Origin of the sequence: Pseudomonas sp. Irchel 3E13 (assembly GCF_900187455.1) — a bacterium.
GTDB lineage: Bacteria > Pseudomonadota > Gammaproteobacteria > Pseudomonadales > Pseudomonadaceae > Aquipseudomonas.
Genome location: NZ_FYDX01000002.1, coordinates 140354 through 158625, shown reverse-complemented (window position 1 = coordinate 158625; position 18272 = coordinate 140354). Strand labels below are relative to the sequence as shown.

Annotated in this window: 17 protein-coding genes and 1 tRNA gene; 12 read left to right on the top strand and 6 right to left on the bottom strand. The window is 59.3% G+C overall.

Annotated features, from left to right (window positions below; translation table 11 throughout):
• Positions 1-443: 443 nt before the first annotated feature.
• A complete protein-coding gene (locus tag CKW37_RS03180; RefSeq protein ID WP_095153994.1) occupies positions 444-1313 on the top strand; it encodes an oxaloacetate decarboxylase in 870 nt (289 codons plus the stop codon).
• Here CKW37_RS03180 and CKW37_RS03175 read toward each other — a convergent pair.
• Positions 1271-2671: a UDP-glucose/GDP-mannose dehydrogenase family protein gene (locus tag CKW37_RS03175; protein ID WP_095153993.1), complete on the bottom strand. Its 1401-nt coding sequence runs from the start codon at positions 2669-2671 to the stop codon at positions 1271-1273. The genes CKW37_RS03180 and CKW37_RS03175 overlap by 43 nt on opposite strands.
• A gap of 302 nt (positions 2672-2973) precedes the next feature.
• Between CKW37_RS03175 and CKW37_RS03170 the strand changes: the two genes are divergently transcribed.
• The 3 genes from CKW37_RS03170 to nadA all read left to right on the top strand — a co-directional run bounded on the left by CKW37_RS03170 (position 2974) and on the right by nadA (position 7300).
• Positions 2974-4470: a YdgA family protein gene (locus CKW37_RS03170; protein WP_159985218.1), complete on the top strand. Its 1497-nt coding sequence runs from the start codon at positions 2974-2976 to the stop codon at positions 4468-4470.
• 92 nt (positions 4471-4562) lie between these two features.
• On the top strand, positions 4563-6020 hold the full coding sequence (locus CKW37_RS03165) for a YdgA family protein (protein ID WP_095153991.1): 1458 nt from the start codon (positions 4563-4565) through the stop codon (positions 6018-6020).
• 221 nt (positions 6021-6241) lie between these two features.
• Positions 6242-7300: a quinolinate synthase NadA gene (gene nadA / locus CKW37_RS03160; protein WP_095153990.1), complete on the top strand. Its 1059-nt coding sequence runs from the start codon at positions 6242-6244 to the stop codon at positions 7298-7300.
• A gap of 92 nt (positions 7301-7392) precedes the next feature.
• Here the strand turns inward: nadA and CKW37_RS03155 are convergent, their stop codons facing one another.
• On the bottom strand, positions 7393-8826 hold the full coding sequence (locus tag CKW37_RS03155; RefSeq protein WP_095153989.1) for a M48 family metalloprotease: 1434 nt from the start codon (positions 8824-8826) through the stop codon (positions 7393-7395).
• 134 nt (positions 8827-8960) lie between these two features.
• Between CKW37_RS03155 and CKW37_RS03150 the strand changes: the two genes are divergently transcribed.
• Positions 8961-9200, top strand: coding sequence for a sulfurtransferase TusA family protein (locus CKW37_RS03150; protein ID WP_095153988.1), 240 nt, complete (start codon positions 8961-8963; stop codon positions 9198-9200).
• Positions 9201-9226: 26 nt separating this feature from the next.
• Positions 9227-10297, top strand: coding sequence for an AI-2E family transporter (locus CKW37_RS03145; protein ID WP_095153987.1), 1071 nt, complete (start codon positions 9227-9229; stop codon positions 10295-10297).
• A 38-nt stretch (positions 10298-10335) separates the two neighbouring features.
• Here the strand turns inward: CKW37_RS03145 and CKW37_RS03140 are convergent, their stop codons facing one another.
• On the bottom strand, positions 10336-10809 hold the full coding sequence (locus CKW37_RS03140) for a peroxiredoxin (protein ID WP_095153986.1): 474 nt from the start codon (positions 10807-10809) through the stop codon (positions 10336-10338).
• Positions 10810-10821: 12 nt separating this feature from the next.
• Positions 10822-11382, bottom strand: a complete 561-nt coding sequence (locus CKW37_RS03135) for a glycine cleavage system protein R (RefSeq protein WP_095153985.1) — start codon at positions 11380-11382, stop codon at positions 10822-10824.
• 258 nt (positions 11383-11640) lie between these two features.
• Here CKW37_RS03135 and dapA point away from each other — a divergent pair, with 258 nt between their 5' ends.
• The 6 genes from dapA to CKW37_RS32295 all read left to right on the top strand — a co-directional run bounded on the left by dapA (position 11641) and on the right by CKW37_RS32295 (position 16682).
• Positions 11641-12519, top strand: a complete 879-nt coding sequence (gene dapA, locus CKW37_RS03130) for a 4-hydroxy-tetrahydrodipicolinate synthase (protein ID WP_095153984.1) — start codon at positions 11641-11643, stop codon at positions 12517-12519.
• A gap of 17 nt (positions 12520-12536) precedes the next feature.
• On the top strand, positions 12537-13649 hold the full coding sequence (gene bamC / locus CKW37_RS03125; protein WP_095153983.1) for an outer membrane protein assembly factor BamC: 1113 nt from the start codon (positions 12537-12539) through the stop codon (positions 13647-13649).
• Positions 13650-14408 carry an MBL fold metallo-hydrolase gene (locus CKW37_RS03120; protein WP_095153982.1) on the top strand — a complete coding sequence of 253 codons (759 nt, stop codon included), beginning with the start codon at positions 13650-13652 and terminating at the stop codon, positions 14406-14408.
• A gap of 30 nt (positions 14409-14438) precedes the next feature.
• Entirely contained in the window at positions 14439-15149 is a 711-nt protein-coding gene (gene purC, locus CKW37_RS03115; RefSeq protein WP_095153981.1) for a phosphoribosylaminoimidazolesuccinocarboxamide synthase, read from the top strand.
• A 93-nt stretch (positions 15150-15242) separates the two neighbouring features.
• Positions 15243-15332: transfer RNA gene (locus CKW37_RS03110), tRNA-Ser, on the top strand.
• A 201-nt stretch (positions 15333-15533) separates the two neighbouring features.
• The gene (locus tag CKW37_RS32295) at positions 15534-16682 is read left to right on the top strand and encodes a hypothetical protein (RefSeq protein WP_143501867.1); all 1149 of its coding nucleotides are present in this window, start codon (positions 15534-15536) and stop codon (positions 16680-16682) included.
• On the opposite strand, the gene CKW37_RS03100 is transcribed toward CKW37_RS32295, so the two are convergent.
• A complete protein-coding gene (locus CKW37_RS03100; protein WP_095153979.1) occupies positions 16640-17911 on the bottom strand; it encodes an Arm DNA-binding domain-containing protein in 1272 nt (423 codons plus the stop codon). The two genes, CKW37_RS32295 and CKW37_RS03100, sit on opposite strands and share 43 nt — an antisense overlap.
• A complete protein-coding gene (locus CKW37_RS03095) occupies positions 17908-18162 on the bottom strand; it encodes a hypothetical protein (RefSeq protein ID WP_095153978.1) in 255 nt (84 codons plus the stop codon). The genes CKW37_RS03100 and CKW37_RS03095 overlap by 4 nt, the downstream gene beginning before the upstream one ends.
• Positions 18163-18272: the final 110 nt, after the last annotated feature.

Below are 18272 nucleotides of genomic sequence, written 5' to 3'. Positions count from 1 at the left end.
TATCTGGAGTTGTGGAATGATTTCATTATGCCATAACCGTACAAAGCCTACGCTTAATAGATAAGGGAATCACTGATAAGAAAGCATGTGCACATACGGTTTTCCCTGATGCCTGACGTCAGGCTTTGCCGTACCCGGCGTATTCATCATCTGCATGCACAGTTCATACACATTTCGCGATTTTTTGATGAAATCGGCAAAAAAAGCTCGCCATCCCGGCTGGTGGCTCTTCGATGTTTTCGCCACAGCGCAGCCGGATCGACCTCTTCACACTCGCTTCCTTCGTTCTGTCCATCAGGGATTCCCGGTCGGTGTCGGCCCTTTAACCCCGGGAGGTGAAACGTTTGCGTCGATTTGTCGGACAAAGACCTTCGCTGCTGTCAGAGAGACATCAAGGGGTGGTATGTTTCGCCTCAGAATGAAGTCGAAATAGTGGATAGATCATGCCTAAAGCGTCCCATCAAGATTTGCGTCGTGCGTTCCGTAAACTGCTTGCCTCCCCTCGTTGTTACCACACCGCCTCGGTATTCGATCCGATGTCAGCGCGCATTGCCGCCGACCTTGGTTTCGAGGTGGGTATTCTGGGAGGCTCGGTGGCGTCGCTACAGGTATTGGCTGCACCGGATTTTGCCTTGATCACCCTCAGCGAGTTCGCCGAACAGGCCACTCGCATCGGCCGTGTTGCACAACTGCCGTTCATCGCCGATGCCGACCATGGCTACGGTAATGCCCTGAACGTGATGCGCACCGTGATCGAGCTGGAGCGCGCTGGCGTTTCCGCGTTGACCATCGAAGACACCCTGTTGCCGGCCCAGTTCGGCCGCAAGTCCACCGACCTGATCAGCATCGAGGAAGGCGTCGGCAAGGTTCGCGCGGCGCTGGAAGCCCGGGTCGATCAAGAGCTGTCGATCATTGCCCGGACCAATGCCGGAGCGATTCCGACCGAGGAAGTCATTGCTCGCGTCGTGGCCTACCAGAACGCCGGTGCCGACGGCGTGTGCATGGTCGGCATCCGCGATTTCGAGCACCTGGAAGAGATTGCCCGTCACGTCACCGTTCCGCTCATGCTGGTCACCTACGGCAACCCGCAACTGCACGATGACGTGCGTCTCGCCGAGCTTGGCGTGCGCATTGCCGTTGACGGCCATGGCGCCTATTTCGCCGCGATCAAGGCGACCTACGACTGCCTGCGCGAGCAGCGGCGCATTACCAGCTCCGCTTCCGACCTGAGCGCGACGGAGCTGACGCACACCTACACCCAGCCAAATGACTACATCGTCTGGGCGCGTGAGTTCATGGACGTCAACGAGTAAGACGCTTCGTTGTCTCGGGCGCGAGGATTGCCAGGTCGCACGTCCTCGCGTCCGATGCTGTAGTAGGCAAGGCCCGCATCGGCCATGTGCGCCGGTTCGAACAGGTTGCGTCCGTCGAAGATCACCTGATCGAGCAGGCGCTGCCTGACCAGTTCGCTGTCCAGGACTTTGAAGTCCTCCCACTCGGTGACGATCACCAACGCGTTGGCGCCTTTCAGCGCATCCTCCTTGTTGTCCAGCAACTCCAGATCATTGCGCTCACCGTAGCGACGACGCGCTTCGTGCCGTGCTTGCGGGTCGAAGGCGCGGACTTTCGCGCCGGCCTGCCATAGCGCCTGCAGGAGTACCTGGCTGGGTGCTTCGCGCATATCGTCGGTATTGGGTTTGAAGGCCAGGCCCCACACGGCGAACGTCTTGTCGGACAGGTCTGCGTTGTAATGCTGGAGAATCTTTTCGAACAGGCGATGTTTCTGTCGCTGATTGATGGCATCCACCGCTTGCAACAGGCGGGGCTGGTAGTCGTGTCGCTCGGCAATTCGCTGCAGGGCTGTCAGGTCCTTGGGAAAGCACGAGCCGCCAAAGCCGCAGCCGGCATAGATGAAGTCGTAGCCGATACGCGGGTCCGAGCCAATACCGCGGCGCACGGCTTCGATGTCCGCGCCCAGGTGTTCGGCGAGGTTGGCCATTTCGTTCATGAACGAGATCTTTGTCGCCAGCATGCAGTTGGCCGCGTACTTGCTCAGCTCGGCGCTGCGGGCGTCCATGCTGATGAAGGTGTCGTGATTGCGGCTGAAGGGGCTGAACAGTTCCTTCAACAGGGCCAGCGTCGCGGTGCTGGCGCCGCCGATGATGACCCGGTCGGGGCGCATGCAGTCGATGACCGCCGAGCCTTCCTTGAGAAACTCCGGGTTGCTGACCACGTCCAGTTGCGCGGCGCTGTCCGGGCGCAGGCTGATCAGGCGGGCCTTGATGGCATCGACGGTGCCGACCGGCGAGGTGGATTTGTTGACGATGATTTTCTCACCGTGGGCGTGCCGGGCGATGGCGTCCGCGACCGCGAAGACCTGACGCAGGTCGGCGCTGCCATCGGCCAGCGGCGGGGTGCCCACAGCGATGAATATCACGCTGGCGGCTTCGATGGCGGGCACCGCGTCGGTGCTGAACAGTAGGCGAGAACTGGCCAGGCCTTTGTGCAGCAGTGCCGGCAGGCCAGGCTCGAAGATCGGGCAATGGCCACGGGACAGCGCGTCAACGCGCTCGGCATCGACATCCACGCAGCACACCCAGTGTCCAACCTCGGCCAGGCAGGCGGCGAGGGTCAAACCAACATAACCGGTACCAAACACAGCAAGTTTCATACGAAGCTCCGTTATCAGGCCGATGCTGTTCCTCCTGCCCGGGCAGGCAGGGCATGGCCTGAACATGTCAGCGTCCGATGACAGTTATGTGAGTGTCTGGCGGGGTTGTGAGGTGGATTCTAGGGCGTTGGTTGCCGGCATCGGATTTGGCCTCGGAAACAGGCTACGAAATGCGTCGAGTTTTCCAGCGTATCGGTGGCGGATTCCTGAGCTTTTTGCCCGCGATCGCGGTGCTAACCTCCTGGCCCCTGATGCCCGGTACGCAAGGTCCGGGTGGTTTTCTCCACTGTCTGGACCTCTTCATGAAAAAGATACTGGTTGCACTCGCTGGCGTTGTTGCGCTCAGTGCTGCTGGCTGTGCGTGGATCACATGGCACACCGGCAAATCAATGCCGACACGGATGGATGCGCTGCTTGAGCATGCCAACCAGCAATTGCAGGTAGCGCTGGGGCACGAGGGGGAGGCAAAAATCGAGCTGCTTTGGAGCGCCTTTCATACCTTCAGTGCCGATGCCCGTTACCGGGTGACCTACGAGTCGGTGGGGCAGGACCCTGTTCAACTGGAGTTCGTTGATCGTATCGAGTATGGGCCGTTACCGTGGTCGAGGGTGAAGCGCATGCAACTGATGCCAGTGATGGCTACAAGCAATTTCTCATTGGTCAAAACCGAAGGCTCCGCGACCTGGTTTTCCGCCAGTAAAGGGGAGGTTCCGTTGCGTGGGGGTATCAGCGTCAATTACGAAGAAACCATCAACACTCACGTCGAGTTCGCGCCGTTCGAGATCACGGAACAGGATTATTCGCTGACGTCCAGCGGAGGAAGTTTGCTCCTGAACTCGGCTCAAGGTGACGACACCGTGGCTATTTCCGGCGAGATGGAGCGCCTCAGGATACATCTGAAGAGTGAGAACATCCGCAGTGTATATGTCTATCTCGCGGGAATAGATGTGAATGCTCACTTGGGAACAGGTCTTCAGGGGCTGCGGACCGGTTGGCTGAAAGTCGGTTCGACGGATGTCGGATTTCAATCTGCCGGTAAGACTTTATCGTTTGGCCGGGCCGCGTTCCATGATGAGTATCAGGTTGCCGAGGACGGGTATTCGAGGAAGCAGATAATCGTTGCTCCGAATATCCGGCTGGCTGGTTGGCCGTATGGCAGCGCTCGGCTGGCGTGGCGTGTCGAAGGTCTGGACCCGGCGGCGCTCAAAGGATTTTTGCAGGGACGGCGCTCGGGAGTGTGGGGCACTATGAGCGCGGTAGATGTTGCCGAGACAAATGGAGCAAATACCGATCCGAAAGGGTTGTTGAGCGAATCGGACGATCGGCTTGAAGCAGCCATGCTCAAGCTGCTGACGAACAGGCCGAAATTCGTAATCGAAGAGTTGTCATTCAAAACGAGCGAGGGAGAGAGTCGGGCGGACATGTCTGTTCAATTTCGTCGGCCGGACGATGACCGTATTTCCTTTGCTGACTTGATTGAGCAGATGCCTGAGTCGGGCAATGTCAATCTCGAGATCTCCAAATCGACTATCGATGAGTGGGCGCGTCCCTTCAACCTCGGCAGGCTCACTGCGGACACCATGCGCGGAGCGTTCAACAGTCGAACCTTGTGGGAGATACTTTCAAGCGAGGCTGAGCGGAGTCCTTTTCTGGAAGTAGTGGACGACAGCATTCTGATGAAGCTGCAACTTAGCCCACCTGATGATGTGGATCTCAATGGCAAGAAGATGACAAGGGAGGAGTTCTTGAGAACGATCTGGATAGATATGGCCAGACGATCGCTGTCCGCATTGCACTGAATCCCGCAGCATAAATGCTACTCTCGCCGCCTTGAAGGCCCGGACCCTGGTGTCCGGGCTTTCTTTTCCAAGGAACGCAACTGGATCACTTCATGAAGAAAACACTGGTAGTTATCGGCGGGCTGGCTGTAATGGTCGCGGCGACCTGGACGTCGATCGCGTGGTACACCGGCCAGCAACTGCCCGCGCAGTTGAACGCTGCCCTGGCCGACGTCAATCGCCAACTGGACGTGGCCATGGGCACGCAAATGCAGGGCAAGGTGGAACTGCTTTCCCTGGAGTCGCATAAATTCACCAGTCTCGCCCGCTACCGGGTGACCCTCAGCGACCCGGACGGAGAGTCGGTGGCGCTGGATTTCGTCGATCACATCGAGCACGGGCCTTTCCCGTGGTCGCGGCTCAAGCAGTTGCAACTTGCACCCGTGATGGCTGCGAGCACTTACGCGCTTGAGAAAACCGACAAGACCGAGAAATGGTTCGCCGCCGCAGGTGATCAACTGCCGTTGGGCGGCAGCATGAGCCTGAGTTATGGCGGTGCCGTGCGCACCAACCTCAAGCTGGCGCCGCTGGAAGTGAAGGGCGAGGAGGGCGTGATGTTCTCGTTTTCCGGTCTGACGCTGCAGATCGACACCGATGCCCATGGCGATGAGCTGCGCTTCGGGGCTGCCATGGAGCACCTGACCCTGACGCAAGGCGACGGTTCGACACTGGACTTCGGCCTGAAGGACCTTACCTTCGCCGCTGACATGAGCAAGAGCCGTTACGGCTTCTATACCGGTTCTTATGTGGCCGACCTGGGAGAGGTGTCGGTTGTCTACGATGGCCAGCCGTCGCTGAAGTTCGGCCTGGACCTGCGTGACACCTACCGCATCGAGAACGATGGTCTGGCGCTCAAGGGTGTGTATCAGGTTTCCGATATCAGCTATGCCGGCAAGCCGCTGGGCAGCGCACGCATGGGCTGGAGCGTGCAGCGCCTGAATCCCGAGGCAATCGGCAAACTGGTGAGTTGGTATGAGCAACATATGCCGGAACTGGAAGCCATTGCCCTGGAACAGTCCGATGGTGCCCAGCTTCTGAACGATCCGCTGTTGAAGGATGTATTGCAGGGCGTGCTGGCCGGCCAGCCACGGGTAGCGCTGGAGGAACTGTCGTTCAAGACGGCCAGTGGCGAAAGCCGCGTTGACCTCGCTGTCGACCTCGCCGGTGTGGCGCTGGCGGACCTGCCGCCGGAGCAGGCGCTGGCCCAATCGATCAAGTCGGTCCAGGCCAATCTGAAGATTTCCAAGCCAATGATCGGTGATATCGCGGCCCTGCGTGCCACGCTGGATGGCCTGGATGCCGACTCGATCCGGCAGGCGTCGGCAGCGGGCGAGATGGTCGGCATGATGGCCTTGCAAACCCAGATGGCGACGGTGCAGGGTGACAACATCCTGATGCACCTGGGTTACGCCGACGGCCTGGTGGACTTCAACGGGCAGAAAATGACCGTTGAGCAGTTCGACGCCTTCGTCAGGGGACGTGCCGCACTGCTGACCGGTGCTGCTCAGTAATCACCTTGCTCCGCGGGCGACGTGTCGAGCGTCGCCCGCTCGCTTTATCGGGCAAAAATCTCTTTAGAATTCATCCGATTATCTGTAGCCTTCGGCGACTCATAAAACCGAGGTTGCGGCGGACTTTTGCCGAAAATGCAAAGGCCAAGCTGTTACCCGATTTGTCCGTGCCCGATGATACACTCGACTTACGCGCATCAGCGCCAGCAGGTCTTGCGAACATGACGCAGATTTCCGAACGCCTTCTGGTCCAGGCCCATCTGGACGCCAAGCAGCCCAAGCCGCTCACGCCTGAACAAGAGGCCGAATACCGTGCCGCCATCGCCGCCGAACTCAAGGCGCAGGATGCGGTGCTCGTCGCCCACTACTATTGCGATCCGGTGATCCAGGCGCTGGCCGAGGAAACCGGTGGTTGCGTGGCCGACTCCCTGGAGATGGCCCGCTTCGGCAAGAACCACTCGGCCAAGACCGTGCTGGTGGCCGGCGTGCGCTTCATGGGCGAGACCGCGAAGATCCTCACCCCCGAAAAACGCATCCTGATGCCGACCCTCGACGCCACCTGCTCCCTCGACCTGGGCTGCCCGGTGGACGAGTTCTCGGCCTTCTGCGACAAGCATCCGGAGCGCACCGTGGTGGTGTATGCCAACACTTCGGCGGCAGTGAAGGCCCGTGCCGACTGGGTGGTGACCTCCAGTTGCGCGCTGGAAATCGTCGAAAGCCTGATGGACAACGGCGAGACCTTCATCTGGGCACCGGACCAGCACCTGGGCAACTACATCCAGAAGCAGACCGGCGCCGACATGCTGATGTGGGACGGTGCGTGCATCGTTCACGAAGAATTCAAGTCGCGGCAACTGGCCGATATCAAGGCGCTGTACCCCGACGCCGCGATTCTGGTGCACCCTGAATCGCCGGCCGCCGTCATCGAGCTGGCTGACGCTGTGGGCTCCACCAGCCAGTTGATCGCCGCCGCGCAACGCATGCCGAACAAGAAGTTTGTGGTCGCAACCGATCGCGGCATCTTCTACAAGATGCAGCAGCTGTGCCCCGACAAAGAGTTCATCGAAGCGCCGACCGCCGGCAACGGCGCGACCTGCCGCAGTTGCGCGCACTGCCCTTGGATGGCGATGAACACGCTTGAGCGCACCTTGCAGTGCCTGCGTGAAGGGACGAACGAGATTTTCGTGGAACCGGCATTGATTCCGCAGGCGATCAAGCCGTTGCAGCGGATGCTGGACTTTACCCAGGCTGCGCGGCTGAAGTTGTCCGGTAACGCTTGAGTCTTTCAGGGCTGCTCGGCAGCCCTTCACAGGATTTGCGCCAACCTCGTTGTCGAGGCGGGCTCAAATCCTGTGGATCGAGGCCACAGGCCTCAGCGCATCATGTCCTTGACCATTCGTTGCTGCTCCAGCAAATCCCGCTGACGGGCGTCGATCCGCGACGCGAGCTGGAAGTTGGTACCCGCCCGGCGTTTGGCGTAATCCAGTTGTTGCAGCGCCTGGTCGAAATCGCCGGTGAGGGCGAAGAACTCGGCGCGTGCCTGGTGCAGCCCGATGGTGTTGCCTGAAAGCCCGCGGGCTTCGGCCAGGTCGTACCAGATATCCGGGTCGTCGCCACGGTTCTTGATCAAGGCTTCCAGCGCTTTTTCGGCTTCGGCGGGTTTGTTCTGCTTGAGCAGCAGGTCGGCCCGAACCTGTTGCAGCGGATAGTTGCCCGGGTAGAGCTGGCGCATCTTGTCGACCCGTTGCTGAGCATCGGCCAGGCGGTTGTTGGTGATGTCCAGGTCGATCTGGGTCAGGTTGTAGGTGATGTCGTTGGGTGATTTGGCCAGCAGCGGCTTGAGATTTTCCCGCGCTTCATTGAGTTGGCCGCCCTTGATCTGTGCCAGCGCCAGACCGTAGCGCGCAGCATCGAGGTTGGGGGTTTCATCCAGCAGGGCGCGGAAGCGCTTGGCCGCGAGGCCGGGCGTCCCCTCATAGAACAGTTGCACCCGGGCACGCATCAACTGATAGCGCAGGCTGTCTTCGGTGCCGCCGGCAGGAGCCTGTTCGGCGCGGTTGCGGGTGTCGGCGATACGCGACTCGGTCACCGGGTGGGTCAGCAGGAATTCCGGCGGCTTGGCGTCGAAGCGGTACTGGCGCATCAGTCGCTCGAACATGGACGGCATGTTGCGCGGGTCGTAGCCGGCTTTTTCCAGGTTGAGGATGCCGATACGGTCGGCTTCCTGTTCGTTCTGGCGGGAGAACCGCCGCTGTTCCTGGATGGCCGCCGCCTGGGTGCCGGCGATGGCGGCGATACCGGCGTCACCGGCGCCGGAAGCGGCAATCACGATGCCCGCCAGCAGGGCGGCCATCATCGGCAGTTGCATGCGCTGCTGGGCTTCGACGCCGCGGGCGAAGTGGCGTTGCGACAAGTGCGCGAGTTCGTGGGCCAGTACCGAGACATATTCGCCCTCGGTCTGGGCATTGAGGAACAGGCCGCCGTTGACGCCGACGATCCCGCCGGGAGCGGCGAAGGCGTTCAGGTCCGGGCTGTTGATCAGGATGAACTCCAGGCGGCGGTCCTGCAGTTGGCTGGTTTCGGCAAGACGGTAGACGCTGGACTCGACGTAATCCTTGAGCTGTGGGTCCGACAACTGGCTGACATTGCCGCGCAACAAGCTCAGCCAGGCCCGGCCCAGTTGGTGTTCCTGCTGCGGAGAGACAATGGCAGAGCTGGCGTCGCCAAGTGACGGCAGGTCGTCGGCGTGGCTCGGAAGCGCCAGCAGGCAGGCCAGTGTCAGCAAGGTAGGGCGCAGAAAATTCATGCACGAAGCTCTGGTCGACAAAGAGCCTTACTGTAGCCGCCTCGCACGGTTGCGACCAGTGGCGGTATTCTGCGAGGCTTGCCTGCGCCGCACGCCAGCGCTGTCTGGCCGGCTGGTTTTTCTGGAGAGTTTTGATGACTGACACCTTGCACCACGATGCCGAACTGGACGCCAGTGGCCTCAACTGTCCACTGCCATTGCTCAAGGCCAAGCTGGAGCTGAATCGCCTTGCGTGCGGCGCGGTGCTCAAGGTGATTGCCACCGATGCTGGCTCGCAGCGTGACTTCCGCACTTTTGCCAGGCTAGCCGGTCATACGCTGCTGCTCGATACCGCCGAGGGCGGGGTCTACACCTATTGGCTGAAGAAGGCCTGAGTTTCTTTCCTACCCAAGGATCGTCGATGTTCAAAGTGCTACGCAGTTGGCTGCACCGCTATTTCTCGGACGAGGAAGCCGTGGTGTTGGCGGTCCTGTTGTTTCTCGGGTTCACCGCCGTATTGACCCTGGGCGGCATGCTGGCCCCGGTGCTGGCGGGCATGGTCCTCGCGTTTCTCATGCAGGGGCTGGTGAACGCCCTGGAGCGTCTGCGCGTGCCCAGCAAGGTCGCGGTGGGTTTGGTTTTCACCCTGTTCATGGGGGCGCTGGGCGTGTTCCTGCTGGTGTTGGTGCCGTTGCTCTGGCATCAACTGATCACGCTGTTCAACGAGTTGCCGGGCATGCTCGGCAAATGGCAGTCGCTGCTTCTGCTGCTGCCTGAGCGCTACCCGCACCTGGTGTCCGATGACCAGGTGCTGCAAGCCATCGAAGCCATGCGCGGGGAAATCGGCAAGTTCGGCCAGTGGGCGTTGACCTTCTCGTTGTCGAGCCTGCCGCTGCTGGTCAATGTGATGATCTACCTGGTGCTGGTGCCGATCCTGGTGTTCTTCTTCCTCAAGGACCGCGAGACCATTGCGCGCTGGGTCAGCGGCTATCTGCCGCAGGAGCGCGCGCTGATGACGCGGGTGGCCGAGGAGATGAACCGGCAGATCGCCAATTACATTCGCGGCAAGGGCATCGAGATTCTGATTTGCGGCGTGGCGACCTACATCGCCTTCGTTGCCCTCGGGCTCAACTACGCGGCGTTGCTGGCGCTGCTGGTGGGGCTGTCGGTGGTGGTGCCTTACGTCGGTGCGGTGGTGGTGACGGTGCCGGTCACGCTGATCGCGTTGTTCCAGTGGGGATGGGGCGACCAGTTCATCTACCTGATGGCCGTCTACGCAATCATCCAGGCCCTGGATGGCAACGTGCTGGTGCCCTTGCTGTTTTCCGAAGCAGTGAGCCTGCACCCGGTGGTGATCATCTGCGCGGTGCTGCTGTTCGGCGGGTTGTGGGGGTTCTGGGGGATCTTCTTCGCCATTCCGCTGGCGACGCTGTTCAAGGCCGTGCTGGATGCCTGGCCACGGCGTGAGCCCGCGGTGGCACCGTTGCTCTGAAACAATACGGGGCATGTTCGACATGCCCCGTTTGATATTCACGCCTTGTTCAATTCTTCCGCTGCGGCCAGTACCGCGGCCACGTGGCCCGGCACTTTCACGCCGCGCCATTCCTTGCGCAGCACGCCGTTTTTGTCGATCAGGAAGGTGCTGCGGTCCACGCCCAGGTATTCCTTGCCGTAGAGCTTCTTCAGCTTGATCACGTCGAACAATTGGCAGATGGCTTCGTCCTTGTCACTGATCAGCTCGAAGGGAAAGGCCTGCTTGGCCTTGAAGTTCTCGTGGGACTTGATGCCGTCACGGGAAACGCCGAACACCTCGGTGCCGGCGGCCTGGAAGGCGGCGTACTGGTCGCGGAAGTCCTGGCCTTCGGTGGTGCAGCCCGGCGTGCTGTCCTTCGGATAGAAATACAGCACCACCTGACGGCCTTTCAGCGCGGCAAGGCTGACCTGCTGGCCGCTGGTGGCCAGCGCCTGGAAATCGGCGATGGGTTGGTCGAGTTCAACGGCCATGAGCAATCTTCCTTACATCGGGTTCTGTGGGCGCCAAGGTTCGATCAGCGCATCGAGGTTGAGCGCGTCGGCGAAGTCCAGGAACTGGTCACGCAGCCAGCTGATCTGGGTGCCGGCCGGCAGGGTGACGGTGAACGTGGCATTGAGCATGGTGCCGCCGGTCTGCGGAGCCTGATAGGTATCGCAGGTCAGGCTTTCCAGCTCGACATTGTGGTCGATGAAGAACTGGCACAGCTCATTGACGATGTCGGGGCGGTAGGCGGCACTGACATAGGCGACATACGGCAGCGACAGCGGACGCACTTCCAGGTCGGCGCTGCGCACCACGTTGACGATGAAGCCGTGCTTTTTCGCCAGGCTCGGCAGCGCGCCCTCGAAGCGCGCCAGGGCATCCCAGTTGCCGGTGATCTGCAGGATCAGCGCGCTGCATTCGCCGTGGCGGCTCAGGCGGGAGGTCACCACCGAGCAGCGACTGTCGTTGCTGGCCCGGCAAAGGATGTTGGTCAGTTCCATCGGGCTTGGGCCCAAAGCACTGACGACAAGGAATTGTTCGCGGACGGTGGGGGTGGACATAGCATTCCTAAAGCGATGAGCGGTCGGTACTTGACGGGGTGAACAGGCTGTTCAGCGTGCTCCCGGGCCTCTGGATCGAGGCGGCGGACACTGTCGGGGCACGTTGTCGGCAGCCCGGCAGGCCGCTATGTACCGATCAAAGGACGAAGGGTAGCGAAAATGGCCGCCGAGGGGAATGCTCTGCCCGCCTGCGTCGCTTGTGCAAGCCCGATGGCGCCAGTACCATTACCGCTCTCTTTTTCCGGCAGGAGCAGCTTCATGATTGCGGGCAGTATGGTGGCATTGGTCACACCCATGGATGCACAAGGGCGTCTGGACTGGGACAGCCTCAGCAAACTCGTGGACTTCCACCTGCAGAACGGTACCCATGCCATCGTCGCAGTCGGCACCACCGGCGAGTCGGCGACCCTCGATGTCGAAGAACACATCCAGGTCATCGAATTCGTGGTCAAGCGCGTCAATGGTCGCATCCCGGTCATCGCCGGTACCGGTGCGAACTCCACCAGCGAAGCCGTGCACCTGACCCAGAACGCCAAGAATGCCGGCGCCGATGCCTGCCTGCTGGTGGTGCCGTACTACAACAAGCCGACCCAGGAAGGCCTGTACCAGCACTTCAAGCACATCGCCGAAGCTGTCGACATCCCGCAGATTCTCTACAACGTTCCCGGCCGCACCTCCTGCGACATGCAGGCCGAGACCGTGATCCGCCTGTCCACCGTGCCGAACATCATCGGTATCAAGGAAGCCACCGGCGACCTGAAGCGTGCCAAGGCCATCATCGACGGCGTGAGCGAAGACTTCCTCGTGCTGTCCGGCGATGATCCGACCGCTGTCGAACTGATTCTGCTGGGCGGCAAGGGCAACATCTCGGTGACCGCCAACGTCGCCCCGCGTGAAATGGCCGACCTGTGCAACGCTGCACTCGAAGGCAAGGCTGACGAAGCCCGCGCCATCAACGAAAAACTGATGCCACTGCACAAGCACCTGTTCATCGAAGCCAACCCGATTCCGGTGAAGTGGGCTTTGGTTGAAATGGGCCTGATGCACCAAGGCATCCGCCTGCCGCTGACCTGGCTGAGCGACTCCTGTCACGATACGGTACGCCAGGCCATGCGCCAGTGCGGCCTGCAGTTTTAATTGAGGACGTACACCGCATGAAGCGATTGGCTGGTCTTTCCGCCCTTGCCCTGATCATTTCCAGCACCAGCGGTTGCGCTTGGCTCTGGGGCGAGGACGGGTATTTCCGTGACCGTGGCAGCGACTACCTGGAGGCCACTCAAAAGCCGCCCATGCAGTTGCCGCCTGATGTGAGCAACGTCAAGCGTCTCGACCCTCTGCTGCCGATCCCGCGCAACGTCGCGGACGACAACGTCAAGGGTGAATACGAAGTTCCGCGTCCGCTGCCGCTTGCGGCCAGCGCCGACGCTACCGATTTCAGCCTGCAGAAGAGCGGCGCCGCTCGTTGGGTCCTGGCCCAGCGCGCTCCGGCCGAAGTCTGGCCGGTTGCCCGCCAGTTCTTCGAGGACAACGGTTTCCGTATCGCCGAAGAGCGTCCGCAGACGGGTGAGTTCAACACCACCTGGCAGCGTTTCGACGAGCTTTCCGCCTCCATGGCCGAGCGCCTGGGTGGTGCCGCCAGCAGCCGCGACAACGAGGTCCGCGCGCGGGTCCGTATCGAGCCAGGCGTGCAGCGCAACACCAGTGAAGTCTATGTGGTGACCGTCGAGCGTGCCGCCGGCAGCAGTGCCGAGCAGGAATTCCCGGCCCGTTCGACCAACACCGGCGTCGACGCCGTACTGGTCGACGAAATGCTTGCCAGCATGACCCGCAGCGCCGAGAAGGGCGGTTCGGTGTCCTTGCTCGCGGCCCGTGATTTCGATGCACCTAGCCGTGTCAGCCTGAGCGAAGACGGTAGTGGCAACCCGGTTCTGAACCTCGGTGCCGATCTCGATCGCGCCTGGTCCAGTGTCGGTCGTGCCCTGGAGCACGGCGAATGGCGCGTTGAAGACATCAACCGCAGCCTGGGCTTGTACTACATCAACCTGGCCGAGAAAGCCGAGCCGAAAAGCGAGCCTGGTTTCTTCAGCCGCGTCTTCGGCAGTGCGCCGAGCAAGGAAGAGATCGAAGCCCGTGCCGAGCGCTATCAGGTTCGCCTGAGCAAGGTGGGCGACAGCGTCCAGGTTACCGTCGAGAAGAACATCAACACCGTGGCCCCGGCCGATGTGGCCCGTCGCGTACTGAGCGTCATTCAGGACAACCTGGGTTAAGTGCGCTTCGCGGTACTTGGAAGCGGCAGCCAGGGAAATGGCACGCTGATCAGCAGTGGCGACACGCACGTACTGGTCGATTGCGGATTTTCCCTGCGTGAAACCGAGCGGCGCCTGGCGCGGCTCGGTGTATCGCCAGACATATTGAGCGCCGTGCTGGTGACTCACGAACATGCCGATCATGTGCATGGGGTGGGGTTGCTGGCACGGCGCTACAATGTTCCGGTCTATCTCAGTCGTGGCACGTTGCGCGGGTTGCGCAAACCGCTGGAAGCGGCAGGGTTTCTCGCGGCGAACGATACGTTCGACGTGGGCGCCCTCAGCATTCGTGCGGTGGGTGTGACGCATGATGCGCTGGAGCCTTTGCAGTACGTGTTCACGGATGGTCGACGGCGCCTCGGCGTGCTGACCGATCTGGGCTCGTACGACACGACGTTGCTGGACCATTACCGGGGCCTGGATGCCCTGCTGATCGAAGCCAACCATTGCCGTGACCTTCTGGCACGGGGACATTATCCGCAGTTTCTAAAACTGCGGGTTGGCGGCGATTACGGACATTTGAACAACCATCAGGCCGCGCGCCTGGTGGCGGAGTTGGGGTGGGAAAATCTGCAGCACCTGGTGCTGGCCCACCTCAGCAGCAAGAACAACCTGCCACAGCTGGCCCGGCAATGTTTCGTCGATACCCTTGGGTGCGACCCGGACTGGCTGCAAGTGGCCAACCAGGATTGTGGGCTCGACTGGCGCGAAATCGTCTAGCCCCCTCTCATTTAGCAAGCGGAGCCCATCATGGAAAAACGTGAAGAACTCTACCGCGGCAAAGCCAAGTCGGTTTACAAGACCGACGACGCTGACCGCTTGATCCTGCTGTTCCGCAACGACACCTCTGCCTTCGACGGCAAGCGTATCGAACAGCTCGACCGCAAAGGCATGGTGAACAACAAGTTCAACGCCTTCATCATGCAGAAACTGGAAGAAGCCGGTATTCCGACCCAGTTCGACAAACTACTGGGCGACAACGAATGCCTGGTCAAGAAGCTCGACATGATTCCGGTCGAGTGCGTGGTGCGTAACTTCGCTGCTGGCAGCCTGGTCAAGCGCCTGGGCGTCGAGGAAGGCATCAAGCTGGAGCCTTCCACCTTCGAGCTGTTCCTCAAGGACGACGCGAAGGGTGACCCGTTCATCAACGAATCCCACGTTGTTGCCTTCGGCTGGGGCACCGCCGAACAACTGGTGAAAATGAAAGCCCTGTCGTTGAAGGTCAACGAAGTGCTGAGCAAGCTGTTCGACGACGCCGGCCTGCTGCTGGTGGACTTCAAGCTGGAGTTCGGCGTATTCCACGGCGAAATCGTCCTGGGTGACGAGTTCAGCCCGGATGGTTGCCGCCTGTGGGACAAGGAAACCCGCAAAAAGATGGACAAGGACCGCTTCCGCCAGGGCCTCGGTGATGTGATCGAAGCCTACGAAGAAGTCGCAAAACGCCTGGGCGTGCCACTGTAATTCGGCACGTTCGCGCAAGCATCTGAAAGCACGCGATTTTTTTCATCCAGGGGCTTCGCCTTTGGCAAAAGTGCTGGTATGATGCGCGCCATTGGAGAGATGCCGGAGTGGCCGAACGGGACGGATTCGAAATCCGTTGTACTGGCGACAGTACCTAGGGTTCAAATCCCTATCTCTCCGCCATACGCGAAGTAGCCGAAGCCCCCGAAAACGTTGAAGTTTTCGGGGGCTTCGTCGTTTCAGCGTTTAGAGTTAGGGCATTTTTAGGGCATATTCTCCGCCCCTGAGAACGCATTGGGCCGCTTCGGGCCATGGTGTCGACACCAGTATAGGGCTGTATGATCTCGACACTGGTGATGTGGCCATAAGGGAAGGCAGGATCCAATGTTTGTGTATCTGGATGAAACTGAGTTTGGAGAGGGCCAGTTCAGTGGGTATGCGTGTCTGGTTACTCCTGAGCGAATTGAGCAGGTCGTAATCGATGAGGCGCTTGAAAATCTTCGAAATGATCTTGATCGATTCCATCACGACCAGAAGCCTATGGATGATCGCACTTTGGAGCGTTCGTTCTTTCACGCGGCTGACGATAGCAAGAATGCCCATTCTCATTTGTGCAAGGCTATTTGCTCGCATGTGAAAGGGGATTTCCGGTCCCATGTCTTCCATACGGCGAAGCATTCATTTTCCTCGAAAGAAGACCTCTATGATTTGGCGTCAAAATTGGCGGTCGTCGGCTTGTTTTCTCACTGTGTCGAACTGACGTTTGTTTTCGAGCAGCGGGGCAACTTGAACGTAGGTGCGTTGCTCTCAAAGTGGTGGCCGGATTTATGGTTCGATCTCGCGCGCAATACATATCTTTCACCATTCATTGTTAAATACTATCCTAAGGTTACGTTTGAGGTTGCTGGCAAATCAGAGCCTGGATTGCAAGTTGTTGATTTCATGCTTTGGGCGGCGCAGAAGGCGAGGATGGATTCGCGCTCGAAATGGTTTGAACGTCTGCCGGGTTGGAGTAAATGCAAGACAACCACAATAGATGGTGGTTGGGAAGGCGAAACCATAAGGATGCTGGTGCCGGATTTGCCGGACGTTCGGCGCTACGATCTTATTGATTGCGAGTTCGATGATCCGAAGTATGGTGGTCTAGACATTTTGTGGCAGATCGTAGTCAATGTTCAGGTGACAATAAATCGATCTTGTTTTTTGAGTGATAGATCGCGTATATCGCATTTTTATGATGATGTAGAATACTTATGTGCGCAGCGGTTAGTGGTGCACGATATCCAGCACATTAAAAAAATGGCATCCTGCTTTATAAAGTTATTTGATAACATCGAGCTAATTCATAAAGAAATGCCGCCTGCTGAAAAGACTTTTTGGCTGGCGGCTCGAAAGTGTATGGCGTTAGTATTCAGTGAGGGTCCGATTCCCCGGCTTCACGCGGTGCGTCTGACAGATATTAGAAATATGTTGATAGAGCAGCAGACGCATCATCTTTCCATTGGTGTGGAATTTGATCCCGCTATTCCGTGATCGAACCCCATCATCTTCGATACGATATCTGCCATACTTTTTGTGTCCTTCGAAATCCAACGACCATAGTGCTTGCGCACCATGGTCGTGTCGCTATGGCCGAGTTGGCGGGCGACCCACTCAATTGGGACGTAACTCGATAATGCTTGGCTCGCGAAAGTGTGGCGTGCCTGGTTGGCGCCTCGATGACGAACACCTGCTTTTTCGAGGTGGGCGGTGAACCAGTTGCTGACGGTCTTGCCGTTCCACAGCAGACCGCTGGTGGAGCTGCGGAACAGGAAGCGAACCCGCTCATGCTTTTTCGTGATGTTGTCTCGTTGCACAACGGTGATGTGGGTGGGTTCGGCATCCTTGGCGTCGGCCACGATCATGGTCAGCAGCTCCCGGGCAGGCGCGATGAGCTCCACAGTACGAATGCGTGAGCGTTCCTTCGGTACCTTGAATTCCCCTGCGACCAGGGCGCGCCGAATTGTCAAAGTGCCGGCCACCAGGTCGACATCTTCTACACCGGCCGCGATCAACTCGGAGAGCGACAGCCCGGCCCAGCAGTTGAAGACGATCATCCGGCTGTCTGCTGTTCGCTCAGGGTCGGCGGCGGTTATCCGCTCGATCTCGCTCCGGGTGAATGGGTCTGCGAATTCGCTCTCGCTGTCAGACTGGATGTTCTCGATACGCTCCAGGGGGTTGAGCTTGATGATTTCATCGCTGAACGCATCCCCCCACACCCCCCGTATAATCGTGAAGACATCATTTACCGTTTTCGGTTTGAGGCCATTAGTGAGTAGCTCGGCTTGGAATAATTCAAGCTCGCTTTTTGGAATGCTTGCGATTGCTCTGCCGCTAAACTTCTTTCTAACGTGTTCGGATTTACTTTTGTAGTTGATGAACGTGCTGTGGGCTTTCTTAACTTTGGCAACCGCAAGCCACTGCACTATGCCTTCGTCGACGGTTCGCTTAGCTGGCTCGTTTGGAGCTTCCTGTCTAGCCTTCAGCCAGGCCGAGTCGGGAAAGTGAGCCGCATAGTCGAAGCGGTTCTCCTTAATCTCAGCAAGAATTGTCCTGCGTTTGTTATCCGCATAGGCGATGGCGGCCTTGTTGATCTTAGCGACGTTACGAAGCGGCTCCCGGCGGCGTTCGCCTTCGTACATGAAGGCGATTCGCAGGAGGTTGCCATTGATATCAACGCCCGTGGGTAGGGCGTCAACACCTGCTGGTAGTTTGACACTCATGGACGGCCGGCCATCCAGTTTTCGATCTCGACACGGTTGTAGACAATGACGTTAGCAGGGTCCGTTCGCCATTGTTTCTCTTCCAGCCAAATTCCACGGTCGCGATATTTACGCACGGCTTCAGTGCTCAAGCCGAAGACAGGGAATAACAACTCTTTTCGAATCCATACAGCGGGAGTGATGAGAAGTTGAACCGCTTCGGCGGTCTGTTTGTTTGCTTCGTGGATGGGTTTTACTTGTGGCTTTGCCATTTAATATTCTCCGACTTACCGAAGTGGCTGCAGGCGTTGAAGCTGATGAAGTTTCTTAGCGGTGACGTTGGCCATGTATGATTCCCACTCGACGTTCTTGCGCTGCTGCC

Bases quoted from the DNA above. Each gene is read 5' to 3' on its own strand.
- CKW37_RS03180 (WP_095153994.1), top strand. From the start codon at position 444: ATGCCTAAAGCGTCCCATCAAGATTTGCGTCGTGCGTTCCGTAAACTG.
- CKW37_RS03175 (WP_095153993.1), bottom strand. From the start codon at position 2,671: ATGAAACTTGCTGTGTTTGGTACCGGTTATGTTGGTTTGACCCTCGCC.
- CKW37_RS03170 (WP_159985218.1), top strand. From the start codon at position 2,974: ATGAAAAAGATACTGGTTGCACTCGCTGGCGTTGTTGCGCTCAGTGCT.
- CKW37_RS03165 (WP_095153991.1), top strand. From the start codon at position 4,563: ATGAAGAAAACACTGGTAGTTATCGGCGGGCTGGCTGTAATGGTCGCG.
- nadA (WP_095153990.1), top strand. From the start codon at position 6,242: ATGACGCAGATTTCCGAACGCCTTCTGGTCCAGGCCCATCTGGACGCC.
- CKW37_RS03155 (WP_095153989.1), bottom strand. From the start codon at position 8,826: ATGAATTTTCTGCGCCCTACCTTGCTGACACTGGCCTGCCTGCTGGCG.
- CKW37_RS03150 (WP_095153988.1), top strand. From the start codon at position 8,961: ATGACTGACACCTTGCACCACGATGCCGAACTGGACGCCAGTGGCCTC.
- CKW37_RS03145 (WP_095153987.1), top strand. From the start codon at position 9,227: ATGTTCAAAGTGCTACGCAGTTGGCTGCACCGCTATTTCTCGGACGAG.
- CKW37_RS03140 (WP_095153986.1), bottom strand. From the start codon at position 10,809: ATGGCCGTTGAACTCGACCAACCCATCGCCGATTTCCAGGCGCTGGCC.
- CKW37_RS03135 (WP_095153985.1), bottom strand. From the start codon at position 11,382: ATGTCCACCCCCACCGTCCGCGAACAATTCCTTGTCGTCAGTGCTTTG.
- dapA (WP_095153984.1), top strand. From the start codon at position 11,641: ATGATTGCGGGCAGTATGGTGGCATTGGTCACACCCATGGATGCACAA.
- bamC (WP_095153983.1), top strand. From the start codon at position 12,537: ATGAAGCGATTGGCTGGTCTTTCCGCCCTTGCCCTGATCATTTCCAGC.
- purC (WP_095153981.1), top strand. From the start codon at position 14,439: ATGGAAAAACGTGAAGAACTCTACCGCGGCAAAGCCAAGTCGGTTTAC.
- CKW37_RS32295 (WP_143501867.1), top strand. From the start codon at position 15,534: ATGTTTGTGTATCTGGATGAAACTGAGTTTGGAGAGGGCCAGTTCAGT.
- CKW37_RS03100 (WP_095153979.1), bottom strand. From the start codon at position 17,911: ATGAGTGTCAAACTACCAGCAGGTGTTGACGCCCTACCCACGGGCGTT.
- CKW37_RS03095 (WP_095153978.1), bottom strand. From the start codon at position 18,162: ATGGCAAAGCCACAAGTAAAACCCATCCACGAAGCAAACAAACAGACC.